The following is a 12,211-nucleotide window of genomic DNA, read 5'->3' on the forward strand; positions in this document are numbered from 1 at the left end:
TGAATTGTCATCCCGCGCTCGGAGCCTCGTCTAGTTCAATTCGCCGTGTTTCCACGTAGCGAAACTTTGCAACACCGGACGAGGCCTGGGCCAGGCACGCGTCAATAGAGTCTCGGTCGCTCGGATCGATGGCAATGCGCAGCGTGACATCCGCGCCCCAGATGGTGTCGATGACAGCGGCTCCTCGTGCGCGCAGCTCGGCTTCGATGCGACCCGCGTCCCCGGGATTCAGCTGAGTTTCGAGGACGTCGCGTCCGACGAGGTATGCGATGGGGGCGCGGGCGACGGCCTCGGACACGGAGGTGGAGTAGGCGCGCACGAGGCCGCCCCCGCCCAAGAGGATTCCACCGAAGTAGCGGGTGACGACCGCCGTGGCGTTCCACGTGTCGGAGGCGCGGAGGGCCTCCAGCATCGGGGTCCCGGCCGTGCCCGAGGGCTCGCCGTCGTCCGACGAATGCTGCAAAGGTGCGGCGTCTGGCGGGTCGATCAGGTATGCGGAGCAGTTATGGCGGGCCTGCGGGTGCTCGGCTTTGACCGCGTCGATGAGCTCGCGAGCCTCCTCGGGGGTGTCCGTCCGGGCGAGCGTCGTGATAAAACGGGAACGCTTGATCTCAATCTCGTGGGTGAGGAGCGTACCGGAGGCGAGCGTGCGAAGAGCGGACATGCGCCCAGTTTAAGGGAGAGGGGCCGGCGCCAGTCTGTAACCAGGATCGCAGGCGCGTAGGCTCTCGCGATGTGCTTCAGGGACTGGTCCATGATAACCTTGTCGAGTTGTCGCCGTGCGCCCGCGTGGCGCACCGATCAGAATAGTCGTCGAGAAAGAAGAGGAGCGGTAAGACATGGCAGTTCCCAAGCGCAAGATGTCCCGTGCGAACACCCGCACCCGCCGGTCTACCTGGAAGGCTGATCTTACCGAGCTGAACACCGTCAAGGTTGCCGGCCGTGAGATCCGCGTGCCCCGCCGCCTGGCCAAGGCCTACAAGAACGGCCTCCTGGACGTCGAGGGCTGACCTCGCATCCACGCACGGGCCCGGGACTTGTTGTCCCGGGCCTTTGTCATGCCCATCATTGCTGAGCGTTCGGCGAACACCCTTACGGTCGTCGACGCGAGCTAAATTCAACTACTCGAAAAGGAACGCACATGAGCCTGCCACTGTCTCTGCCCGCCGCGAGCGGGGGAGCGGGCCATGGCCTCGTCGCAGCGTCGAGCACGAGCGACACCGAGGGAGCCATCGTCTCCCTCTTCCTGATTGCCGCCGCTGCGGCTGTCGCACCCCTGCTGTCCTCGCTCACGCGCAAGCGCGTGCCCGACGTCGTCTGGCTGCTCATCCTCGGCGTCATCATCGGACCGAACGTTCTCGGGCTTGCATCGCTCACCGAGCCGATCTCCGTGTTCCGAGAGGTTGGCATGGGCATGCTCTTCCTCATCGCGGGCACCGAGATCGACGTTGAAGAGGTGCATGGGCGGGCGGGGAGACGCTCGCTGCTCACGTGGCTGGCGTGCTTCGGTATCGGCCTGGCAGTCTCCTGGGCGGCGGTCGCCGCGTCGGGGACGACGGGGGTTGCCACCGCCACCTACATCGCGCTCGCGATCGCGCTGACCTCGACGGCGCTCGGCACCCTGCTGCCCATCCTCATGGAAGCCGGCGTCATGGGGACGACGATCGGAAAGGCCGTCCTCGTCCACGGCGCCGTCGGCGAGCTCGCTCCCATCATCGCCATGTCGCTGCTGCTGTCGGCACGTAGCCCGTGGGCCGCCGCGATCGTTCTCATGCTCTTCGCGCTTTCCACGGTCCTTGCGGTTGCTATCCCGACGCGCTTCATCCTCAAGCATCCGGCGATCGGGCGGACGATCCTGCACGGGGCGCAGACCTCGCAAAAGACGCTCATGCGCGTCGTCATGCTGGTCCTCACCGGCCTCATGGCGCTGTCCGCGGTCATGGAGCTGGACATGGTGCTCGGCGCGTTCGCGGCCGGCATCATCGTGCGCGCGCTGGCGCCCGGCAACTTCACGATGGTTGAGGGCGAGCTGCGCACCCTCGGCTTCTCGTTCCTGATCCCGCTGTTCTTCGTCACCTCGGGCATGAACATCTCGATGAGCGCCGTCGTGGGATATCCCTTCCTGCTCGTCGCCTTCATCGGCGCGATCCTCGTCGTGCGCGGCGTGCCCATCGTCCTTCTGGAACGCTTCCACGGATCGATCGAGCGAGTCGGCTGGACGGATGCGACACGCATCGGCCTGTACGGTGCGACAGGCCTGCCGATCATCGTCGCCGTCACCGAGCTGGGCGTCTCGACGGGTGTCCTGCCCGCGTGGCTCGCCTCGCTGCTCGTCGTCGCTGGCGCGATGTCCGTGCTGCTCTTCCCGCTGCTCGCCTTCCTGCTGGGGCGCGCTGGTGGAAAGGCGCGCTAACCTCCGCTAGTCTTACAGGCGGCGCACCGCGCCACGCCTCCGTAGCTCAATGGATAGAGCAAGGGCCTTCTAATCCCGAGGTTGCAGGTTCGAGTCCTGTCGGAGGCGCCGACGAGCAATCGTGGCGATAGTCTGCGATTTTACTGGTTGTCTCCGATGAGGACACACCAACAGTCTTCTGATGTTGAGAAGCAGAGTGTGCCAATCGTGTCGATTGCTCCCAGGGTCAGGTAGTTTTTAAAGAAGACTACGTGTTTGAAAACTGTTCCGACCGTCATGTTGTCGACGACGACTTCAAGGCCGGGTGTGATTGTGACCCGAATTGCCCTAGGGTGCCCGGGTCCAGCTCCGTAGGCCTCGCCAAGGAGGGCGAGTTTTTCCTGGTTTTCCCGAACGCCCTGCACCCAGCAGTTCGGTAGTTCATACGCCTTGACGAATCTTGAAGACTCCTCGCGTATTCCCGTACGTTTCCGGGCAAGAAAAATTTCTGGAGTGCATACGACTTGGCTTAGGATTCGAACTTTGTCTTCGAGCTGATTCGTTACCCGAATAAATGCTTGTGACATCTGATCAAGTTTCTCTGAAGTAGTGCTATCGGTGTCTGATAGGAGTGCTTTGAGATCGAGCTCGAGTTGCGTGGTAATGGGGTAGCTGTTCATGGCGGCGTTCCTCTGAAGGATTAGTGATGGTGAGTGATGAGGTTCGCGGTGGTGTAGGAGCCGTGTGTTATGAGTTGCCCTGCAAGCTCTATGCAGCCTCATCTGTAGAAGAGCATTACATGCAGATTCCTTTCACGCAATATTTAAAAGGGTTATTACTAGTAAGCTAGTATGCTAGTAAACTAGTAAATTAGGCGACTAATGGTTTAATTAAGTGGGATAGATGTAAATAAAAATGGATATTTTCTATCTTGTTTTCTCATGTGTGCGAATCCTGGGAAAAATCGATTGATGAATCCGAACGTTGGCGGTGCAGTTACCCTTCGTGTTCAAGTAACTTGCTCGAGCAATAGAAGTGTTTGGTGGTTGCGGTCCATCGTGGTAGCGAGACGTGCATGTCATGCGCATGTGTACGAGAACTTAGGTTGAAGTTGGCGATATTTTGTTGGAGTGGGGGAGAGGCTTGGTCCGTCCCTAACGCCTGGATGACGCCTCTGAGGTCGAGCGGAGCGATACACGTCGCTGTAGTGTGTCGAACCCTGTGTCCTTCACGGGGATTGATTCAGCGTGGCATAATGGGGGGAGCCGAACAGTTGCCGCTGTTCGACTCCCCGGTTTCCGGGATGGTCTTAGCTCCCCGTCAGGGTGCTAAGCGGGAATGCAATCGCCCAGATCAGCTGCGGCAGTGTCGTGATCACTGCTACAGCGATCTGGGCTTTCTGCTTCCCGTCACAACCTCGCCGCCGTTGGGGCTGGCGATGGTCTTTAGCCATTGCCCAGTCACCTCCTCTCAACGGAATCGCTCCCCGGCAGGAATGCAGGTGTCCCGGGGCGGTGCCGTGGAGGCAGCACTATCGTCGCACTGTGTATAGTCATCTCTGGCACGGATGTGAGACGGGCGCTGTCACAAACTCCCGTTACGTGGACCCCTCCTGCGCCACCTGCACGAAGGCGGTCATACTGGGGTCATGAACGCACGAACGAACACCACCCGTCGCATGTGCGGGTCTATTCGTGCCCGAATGTGCAGCTGACACCGACGTCCGCCAATCCTTAGGCTCGCGCCCCACCACCACACGCCCGCGTCAACGCGCACTCACGTGGAAGCCAGCCGCCACCCGAGAGTTACACCGTGCCCTTCTCAGACGACGCCTACGCCTGTCCCTGCACCCACGACCACGAGCCCACGCTCCTGTCCTTCGAGGTCATGCCCCCGCGCAAGCCCTCCCTGGAAGAACCCTTCTGGAACACTGTCGACCAGCTGCTGCGCGTGCGTCCCGACTTCATGTCCGTCACCTATGGCGCGGGCGGTAAGGATCGCTCCAACGCCCGTGCGACGGTCCGCCGCCTCGTGCGTGACACCCCGATCCAGCCGATCGCGCACCTGACCTGCGTCGGTAACTCGACCGAAGAAGTCGTCTCCACTGTCTACGACTACCTGGACTCTGGCGTGCGCACCTTCCTGGCGCTGCGCGGAGACCCGCCGGTGGGACAGGAAGGTTGGGAGCCCGGCCCGGGCGGCGTCGGTAGCGCCACTGAGCTCATTCACCTGATCCGCACCGTCGAAAAGCGCCGCTGCGACGCCCATCCGGGTGAGGCGCTGCGCTCCGCCTTCAAGCCTCTGACCATCGCCGTCGCCGCGTTCCCTGCGGGCAACCCCGCAGCCGGAACCACGCCCGCTCAGGAAGTCGAGCGCCTCCTCGTCAAGCAGGCTGCAGGCGCCTCCTTCGCGATTACGCAGCTCTTCTGGGATGCCGAGGTCTACGCCTCCTTCGTCGAGCGTGCCCGCCGCGCCGGCGTCACCATCCCGATCGTGCCCGGCCTGCTGCCGGCCACCGACCCGGCGCGTCTGCGCCGCGTCCAAGACCTCACCGGTATTGAGGTCCCCGAATACCTGCTGACGACGCTCGCCGACTATCCCCACCAGGACGCGCGCGACGAGTTCGGCGCAGTCTTCGGCTCGCGCCTCATCCACTCCGTCCTGGAGGCGGGCGCGCCAGGCGTCCACCTCTACACCTTCAACCGCTCCAAGCCCGTCTTGGACATCCTGGCCCTCATGGGAGTGAAGCCTGACCCGCTGCGGTCCCAGGCCTCGACCCCTGATACCCGCGCCTGAGCGCACCACCATCCACCCTGCGGCAGGGTGCGGGATTTCCCGCGCACGCCGAACGAGTAGCACACCCAAGGAGAAAACCATGTCCGCTGCGACCACGCAGTTTCCCACCGCCACGATCCTGGCCTATCCGCGTATCGGCCGTGGCCGCGAGCTCAAGCGCGCCCTCGAGGCCCGTTGGGCCGGCCGCATCACCGAGGCTGAGCTGATCCAGGCCGCCAACGATCTTCGCAAGGAGAACCTTGCGCGCCTCGTCGAGCTGGGTCTGAACCCCTCCGACGCGTCCCTGGCCGACGCCCCCTCCCTGTACGACCACGTCCTGGACGCCACGATCCTCCTGGGTGCCATCCCGCCGCGCTTCGCCGGCCGCGAGGGCCTCGACCTCTACTTCGCGCTCGCCCGCGGTGATGACAAGGTCGGCCCCGAAGAGATGACGAAGTGGTTCGACACGAACTACCACTACCTCGTCCCCGAGATTGGCCCCGACACGCCCCTGCGCTTCGCCGACGACACGATCACCCGTCGCTTCACGGACGCCCGCGAGTGGGGCTACGTCACCCGCCCGGTTCTGGTCGGCCCCGTCACCTACCTGGCGCTCGCCAAGGCTGACCCGGCCACCCCGGACTTTGATCCGCTTACCCGCATCGACGAGGCCGTGGCCGCGTACGAGGAGGCACTGGCCTCCCTGCACGCCGCGGGCGCCCCGTGGGTCCAGCTCGACGAGCCGGCCCTCACCTCCGACAACCTGTCGCGCACCCGCGTTGAGCTGGGCGAGCTCGCCGCCCGCGTCTACGAGCGCCTGGCCGCCTCTCAGAACCGTCCCCAGATCCTGCTCACCACGCCCTACGGCGATGCCTCCCACGCGGTGGGTGCTCTGGCTAAGACTGGCGTCGAGGCCCTCCACGTCGACACGCTGCGCGGCTCGCTGCCCAAGGGCGCCGACCTGTCCGGCGTCACCCTCGTCGTCGGTGCGGTCGATGGCCGCTACATCTGGCGCGCCGACCTGGCGCAGCTGCGCGACACCCTGAAGGCCGCTCAGGCCCTGGGCGCCGCCCGCGTCACCGTCGCCACCTCCAACTCCCTCCAGCACGTGCCTCACGACACCGCGCTGGAGACCTGGGACGACGCGACCCTCAACGAGAACCTGCACGCCTGGCTCGCCTTCGCCGACCAGAAGGTGCTCGAGGTCGTCACCCTCGCGCGCGGCGTGGATGAGGGCTGGGAAGCCATCGATGCCGAGGTTGCCGAGGCCACCCGCGTCCTCGAGCAGCGCGCCGCCGCCCCCGGCGTCGTGCGCCCCGAGGTTCGCAGCCGCACCGCCGCTCTGACCGATGCCGATCGCGCCCGCGAGCCCTACCTGGAGCGCGAGGCCGCCCAGACCGAGCGCCTGCACCTGCCCCCGCTGCCCACGACGACCATCGGCTCGTTCCCGCAGACCACCGAGATCCGCAAGGCCCGCGCCGCCAACGCTCGCGGAGAACTGTCCGACGCGGACTACGAGGCCCGCATGCGCGAGGAAATTGCCTCGGTCATCACGCTCCAGGAGGAGCTGGGACTCGACATGCTCGTCCACGGTGAGGCCGAGCGTAACGACATGGTCCAGTACTTCGCCGAGCTGCTCGATGGCTTTGCCGCCACGCGCAACGGCTGGGTGCAGTCCTACGGCTCGCGCTGCACGCGTCCCTCCGTCCTGTGGGGCGACGTTTCGCGCCCCGCGCCCATGACCGTGGGCTGGACCAGCTACGCCCAGTCGCTCACCGACAAGCCCGTCAAGGGCATGCTCACCGGCCCCGTCACGATCATCGCGTGGTCCTTCCCGCGCAACGACCTGCCCCTCGGCGAAATCGCCGACCAGATCGGCCTTGCCCTGCGCGACGAGGTCTCCGATCTCGAGGCAGCCGGCATCGCCGCGATCCAGGTCGACGAGCCCGCCCTGCGTGAGCTCCTGCCCCTGGATGCCGACCGCCACGCCGACTACCTGAACTGGTCCGTGGGATCCTTCCGCCTGGCCACCTCCTCGGTGCGTCCCGACACCCAGATCCACACGCACCTGTGCTACTCCGAGTTCGGCCAGATCATCGACGCCATCAAGGGCCTGGATGCCGACGTGACGTCCATTGAGGCGGCCCGCTCCAAGATGGAGGTCGTCCCCGAGCTCGCCGAGTCCGGCTTCGACCACGGCATCGGCCCCGGCGTGTGGGACATCCATGCTCCCCGCGTCCCCGGCACCGAAGAGCTCGCCGAGCTCATCGGCTTGGCCGCCGACGCCGTTCCGGTCTCGCGCCTGTGGGTCAACCCCGACTGCGGCCTCAAGACCCGCGGCTACGAGGAAACAAAGGCGTCGCTGGACAACCTTGTCTCTGCTACTCGACAAGTGCGTGCCCAGCGCGGCCTGGAGAGCTGAGCGTTCTCCTAGGCGATAGGTGAGGGGCGGGCCCTTTGGGTCCCGCCCCTCACCGTTTGCGTCTGTGCGGGCGCGCTACGTGTGCGCTGGTGATCCGCGTGCGGGGGAGCGGGCATCTGTGCCCACGCATGTAACAGCGCCAGAATGTGACGGTGCATCGGGGAGATGGGATGCACTGTCTGAGCTGTTGCCTTATCGGTGTTATTGCAACGATTAATAGCTGTCGCCAGGGTGGTAGCCGGTGAATACAGGCTGTCCGCCCCGCGATCAGACGCTGTTACACAGTCTCATTGTGTGGACGCCGTGTTGCTCGGACGGAATCCGTCCGACAGACTTAATGCCATGACGACCTTCGCGAACCCCATGTGCTGCCCCTGCGGTGGCATGATGTCGCGAATGTGTATGTGATTGACGCCCCAGATACCCCTGTCAATCACCGCCGCAGTGATATACCCACGCCGATAGTGGGAGTGCGGCCCCGAAGAATCGGATACACCCATGACCCTCGTCAACACCCCTGCCGCCTCCGTCCGTGCCGCCAACGACACCCCCACCTCCTACGAGGAATTCCTCGACGTCCTGGCCGGCCTGCGACTGAGCTCCTCCCGCATCGACATTGACATCGACCGCGGCCAGGTCACCCTCGACGGACGCGACGCCGGCCTGTCCGCCAAGGAACACGACCTCCTGGCCCACCTCGCCGCCAACGCCGACCGCTCCGTCACCCGCGACGAGCTCTTCGCCTCCGTGTGGGCCGATTCCGAGCTCGGCTCCGACTCCCGCACCGTGGATGCCCACATCCGCCGCCTGCGCAAGAAGCTCTCCATCCTGCCCGACCTCATCTCCACGGTCCGCGGCGAGGGCTACCGCTTCAACTCCACCCCCTCCGTGCGCGTCCGCGTCACCCGCCCCGTCACCCTCGCCGCCTGAGCGCCCCTCGCGGCGGACCCCGACGCTACACCCGGCCGCGCCACCGCGCGCATCGGCCCAGCGGCCACCCCGGGCGGCTCCCAGCCCAGCCACCCGCACGGGCCGGATAAAAGGGGAGAGGGGCCACGGCCTCGTCCCCGAAACCGCGCCCCTCTCCAGCGCTTTGTACGACCTCGTCAGATCACGAGTCGCGTGATCTCCGAATCCAACGGCAGCTCCTCCACATGCAGGGGGGAGGCTTCCATGCGGTGTCGAAGCCCGTCGATGTCATCCGGGTTCGACAAATCGATACCCACCAGCGCGGGGCCGAGCTCGCGGTTGTTCTTCTTCGTGTACTCGAAATGGACGATATCGTCCGCAGGGCCCAGCACATCCGACAGGAAGACGCGCAGCATGCCCGGCTGCTGAGGGAAGGTCACGAGGAAGTAATGACGCAGGCCCTCGTGGCGAAGCGAACGCTCCATGACCTCGGCGTAGCGCGTCAGGTCATTGTTACCACCCGACACGACGCACACGATCGCGCCGTCGGAGCGGCCCAGCAGCGCCTTGCGATCAGCCGGATCGGTCAGGTACACGTGCGCGGCCGTGGACGCGAGAGCGCCAGCAGGCTCGGCAATGACGCCGTCGGACTGGTAGAGCTCCAGCATCTCCGTGCACACCGCGCCCTCGGGGACGACCAGCACGGAATCAACGAACTGCGAAGCGATGTGGAAGGGGAGCGAACCCGCCCGGCCCACCGCCGTGCCGTCCACGAAAGGATCGACCTTCGCCAGGGACATCGGCTGCCCCGCCTCAAGGGCCGCGTGCATCGAGGCCGCGCCCGCGGGCTCCACGCCGATAATCTTCACCTCCGGACGATTCGCGCGCAGCCACGTCGCGATACCCGCGATGAGGCCGCCGCCGCCCACGGGGACCAGAATCGCAGCCGTGTCCTCGGGCATCTGCTCCTCGAGCTCGACGCCAATCGTGCCCTGCCCGGCGATCGTAAACGGATCATCGTAGGGATGAACGTAGGTGCGGCCCGTGGCGCGCGCGGCCTCCTGGGCCAGCGCGTTTGCTCGGTCGAAGGTGCCATCCACGATGACCTGCTCAACCCACTGCCCGCCAATCGTCGCGATACGGCGACGCTTCTGACGAGGCGTGTTCGAGGGCAGGTAAATCGTGCCCCGCACGCCCAGGTGGGCACAAGCATACGCCAGGCCCTGCGCGTGGTTGCCGGCCGAGGCGCACACGACGCCGCGTTCGCGCTCGGCGGGGGACAGGAGCGACATACGCGCGTAGGCGCCGCGCACCTTGAAGGAGCGGCACTTCTGCTGATCCTCACGCTTGAGCAGAATATCCACGCCGGCCTCGGTGGACAGACGCTCGGAACGATCCAGGTTCGTGCGAACGGCGACCCCCTCCAGGGCGGTGGCGGCCTGACGGATGTCCTTCGGCGTGGTCACGTGAGAACTAGCGGACATGGGAACTCCTTCCAATACCCTTCTAGTGTAGTAGTGGCCACCGCCCCCAGGTCCCACCCAACCGTATGACCCAGAGCGCACTAACATAGAAGGCGTGAAAACTTTGAAAGACCCCCTGGTCTGGATTGACTGCGAAATGACCGGCCTGGACGTCGAGCGCGACGCCCTCATCGAGGTGGCCGTGGTCGTGACCGACGGCGACCTCACGATTGTCGACCCCGGCATGGACGTGCTGATCACGCCGCCCGCCGAAGCCCTCGACAACATGAACGACTTCGTGCGTAACATGCACACTTCCTCCGGGCTGCTCGATGACCTGCAGACGTCGGCGGTGTCCATGGAAGAGGCAACCGATCAGGTCCTGTCCTACATCAAGCGCTTCGTGCCCCAGCAGGGCAAGGCGCTCCTGGCGGGCAACTCGGTGGGCACCGACAAGATGTTCCTCGAGGCGAACATGCCCTCCGTCATCGACCACCTGCACTACCGCCTTGTGGACGTGTCCTCCATCAAGGAACTGGCCAAGCGCTGGTACCGCGCCGCCTTCGCCGAGTCCCCCGACAAGCACGGCGGTCACCGTGCGCTGGCGGACATCCTGGAGTCCATCCAGGAGCTCGAGTACTACCGCCGCGTACTCTTCCCGGCCGAGCCGGTGACCACCGAGCGCGCGCGTGAGGTTGCTCGCGAGGTTGTCGCCCTGGGCATTCCCGCTATGGGCGAGGCCGCCGAGGCCTGATTGTCATTCGTCACGCCAAGCGGCGGCATCCCTACAGGGGTGTCGCCGCTTCGCTGTTTCGGGAGTGCTGGCTGGGCGCAGCGTGGCGTCCACAGGGGTGTGTACGCAATGCCCGTTATCCACAGGGGTACGAGGCGAACGCGCGTCATCCACAGGGTGCGCTGCGGCGCTTGAAGTGGTGTGGCGTGTGGGGCTTTCCTGGATGCATCCGGCCAACGCCGGCCAGAACGGACAAAGGATGCAACGATGCAGGACATATCGACGACCCTGAGGGGCCGTATCGGATCAGAACCGATGATGAAGCACGTCAAGGGCGACGTCTGCGTGACGACCTTCCGGCTCGCAATTACGAAGTGGCGCTTCACGAGCGATGCGCGCACGGGCAATGCCTCCTACGTGGAGGACGGCGCCTACTGGTACACGGTGGAAACCTGGGACACGCTGGCCTCCAACGTGTTTCGCAGCTGCCGCAAGGGTGACCCCGTCGTCGTGGTCGCCCGACCCGTCCCGAACGGTTGGATCGATGGTAATGGGCAGATTCGGTCATCGATCGTCTACCGGGCCTCCTCGGTCGGCCACGACTTGGCACGCGGCACCTCCCAGTTCACGAAGAATGGCGCGCACGCGACCGATGAGCCGGCAGGTGGGACGCAGGGGGATCCCTATTCGACGAGGCAGGGGCCGGGATCTGCGGTCACGGCTCAGGCTGAGGAACACCAGGGAGACCTAGGCACCGACGTGCACGCTCACGTAGCTGCGCCGGATGAGGGTACGTACATCCTGCCTACTGAGGCGGCCCACTCTCTGAGTGAGCCGACGTCCCACGCTCCGACTGGCGCAGCGGGAGGAGAACTCTCACCGCTTCCCGCGCTCGAAGAACACGAAAGGTCCGAGGAACATTCCTCGGACCCGGTGAGGAACTCGTCGTCATGCTTCGACTATTCGGCGCTGGAGCGCGGACACACCGATGCGACGAAAAATGATGCGTTCGAGCCTCTTGATGGCGACGCGGACGAGCCGCCCGATGCCGCCTAGTCGGACGCGTCCACGATCACGACCTGCGCGATGGCGCACTCCCCGTCGTGGCTGATGGACACGAGCGCTCTCCACGTGGAAGGCGCTCCGAGCGACTCCTCGCAGGCAGCTGCGACTCGGCCGTGCAGCGCGAGAGCGGGACGGCTCCACTCGTCGTGGATCACCTCAATCTCGCGCCAGTCGACGTCGTCGGTGCCGATGAGAGGCGGGGAGCCAAAGAGGGCGCACGACCAGGCCTTGATAAAGGCCTCCTTCGCGGCCCATAGGCCGCCCGCGTGACGGGCCGCGGCCTCGTCATAGCGGGCGGAACCGGGCTGCGCGCCAGAGGTAGCGGCGGCGCGGGCGCGGACCCGGCGGGCCTCCCTGGGCGTCAGGACGCCATTCAGGAAGGCCGAACCCGGCTCCCTCACCTGAGAGGCAAACTCAGGGAGGGAGACCAGGTCAACGCCGAGTCCGCGCAT

The 12,211-nt window shown here is 65.3% G+C and carries 11 protein-coding genes and 1 tRNA gene; 8 read left to right on the plus strand and 4 right to left on the minus strand.

What is annotated here, in order from left to right; translation table 11 throughout:
* Positions 1-7 precede the first annotated feature (7 nt).
* On the minus strand, positions 8-664 hold the full coding sequence (locus JJJ16_RS02670; RefSeq protein ID WP_034463573.1) for a YigZ family protein: 657 nt from the start codon (positions 662-664) through the stop codon (positions 8-10).
* Positions 665-839: 175 nt separating this feature from the next.
* On the opposite strand from JJJ16_RS02670, the gene rpmF reads away from it, so the two are divergent.
* The 3 genes from rpmF (at position 840) to JJJ16_RS02685 (ending at position 2,521) form a co-directional block, all read left to right on the plus strand.
* Positions 840-1,010 (plus strand): 50S ribosomal protein L32, encoded by a 171-nt coding sequence (gene rpmF / locus JJJ16_RS02675; RefSeq protein WP_003792889.1) that lies wholly within the window; start codon positions 840-842, stop codon positions 1,008-1,010.
* 131 nt (positions 1,011-1,141) lie between these two features.
* Entirely contained in the window at positions 1,142-2,413 is a 1,272-nt protein-coding gene (locus JJJ16_RS02680; RefSeq protein ID WP_219751280.1) for a cation:proton antiporter, read from the plus strand.
* A 35-nt stretch (positions 2,414-2,448) separates the two neighbouring features.
* Positions 2,449-2,521, plus strand: a tRNA-Arg gene (locus JJJ16_RS02685).
* A gap of 32 nt (positions 2,522-2,553) precedes the next feature.
* On the opposite strand, the gene JJJ16_RS02690 is transcribed toward JJJ16_RS02685, so the two are convergent.
* The gene (locus tag JJJ16_RS02690; protein ID WP_219751281.1) at positions 2,554-3,072 is read right to left on the minus strand and encodes a hypothetical protein; all 519 of its coding nucleotides are present in this window, start codon (positions 3,070-3,072) and stop codon (positions 2,554-2,556) included.
* A gap of 1,132 nt (positions 3,073-4,204) precedes the next feature.
* Here JJJ16_RS02690 and JJJ16_RS02695 point away from each other — a divergent pair.
* The 3 genes from JJJ16_RS02695 (at position 4,205) to JJJ16_RS02705 (ending at position 8,519) form a co-directional block, all read left to right on the plus strand.
* A complete protein-coding gene (locus JJJ16_RS02695) occupies positions 4,205-5,188 on the plus strand; it encodes a methylenetetrahydrofolate reductase (RefSeq protein ID WP_048670500.1) in 984 nt (327 codons plus the stop codon).
* A gap of 79 nt (positions 5,189-5,267) precedes the next feature.
* Positions 5,268-7,589: a 5-methyltetrahydropteroyltriglutamate--homocysteine S-methyltransferase gene (gene metE, locus JJJ16_RS02700; RefSeq protein WP_219751282.1), complete on the plus strand. Its 2,322-nt coding sequence runs from the start codon at positions 5,268-5,270 to the stop codon at positions 7,587-7,589.
* Positions 7,590-8,087: 498 nt separating this feature from the next.
* Positions 8,088-8,519 carry a winged helix-turn-helix domain-containing protein gene (locus JJJ16_RS02705; protein ID WP_003792882.1) on the plus strand — a complete coding sequence of 144 codons (432 nt, stop codon included), beginning with the start codon at positions 8,088-8,090 and terminating at the stop codon, positions 8,517-8,519.
* Positions 8,520-8,695: 176 nt separating this feature from the next.
* On the opposite strand, the gene ilvA is transcribed toward JJJ16_RS02705, so the two are convergent.
* On the minus strand, positions 8,696-9,982 hold the full coding sequence (gene ilvA / locus JJJ16_RS02710) for a threonine ammonia-lyase IlvA (RefSeq protein WP_219751283.1): 1,287 nt from the start codon (positions 9,980-9,982) through the stop codon (positions 8,696-8,698).
* Positions 9,983-10,067: 85 nt separating this feature from the next.
* Between ilvA and orn the strand changes: the two genes are divergently transcribed.
* Both orn and JJJ16_RS02720 read left to right on the plus strand, forming a co-directional pair.
* Positions 10,068-10,715 carry an oligoribonuclease gene (orn, locus tag JJJ16_RS02715; protein ID WP_219751957.1) on the plus strand — a complete coding sequence of 216 codons (648 nt, stop codon included), beginning with the start codon at positions 10,068-10,070 and terminating at the stop codon, positions 10,713-10,715.
* 246 nt (positions 10,716-10,961) lie between these two features.
* Positions 10,962-11,750: a single-stranded DNA-binding protein gene (locus JJJ16_RS02720; protein WP_219751284.1), complete on the plus strand. Its 789-nt coding sequence runs from the start codon at positions 10,962-10,964 to the stop codon at positions 11,748-11,750.
* Here the strand turns inward: JJJ16_RS02720 and JJJ16_RS02725 are convergent.
* Positions 11,747-12,211 (minus strand): holo-ACP synthase, encoded by a 465-nt coding sequence (locus JJJ16_RS02725; protein WP_219751285.1) that lies wholly within the window; start codon positions 12,209-12,211, stop codon positions 11,747-11,749. The two genes, JJJ16_RS02720 and JJJ16_RS02725, sit on opposite strands and share 4 nt — an antisense overlap.

Source organism: Schaalia sp. ORNL0103 (assembly GCF_019429565.1).
Lineage (GTDB): Bacteria > Actinomycetota > Actinomycetes > Actinomycetales > Actinomycetaceae > Pauljensenia.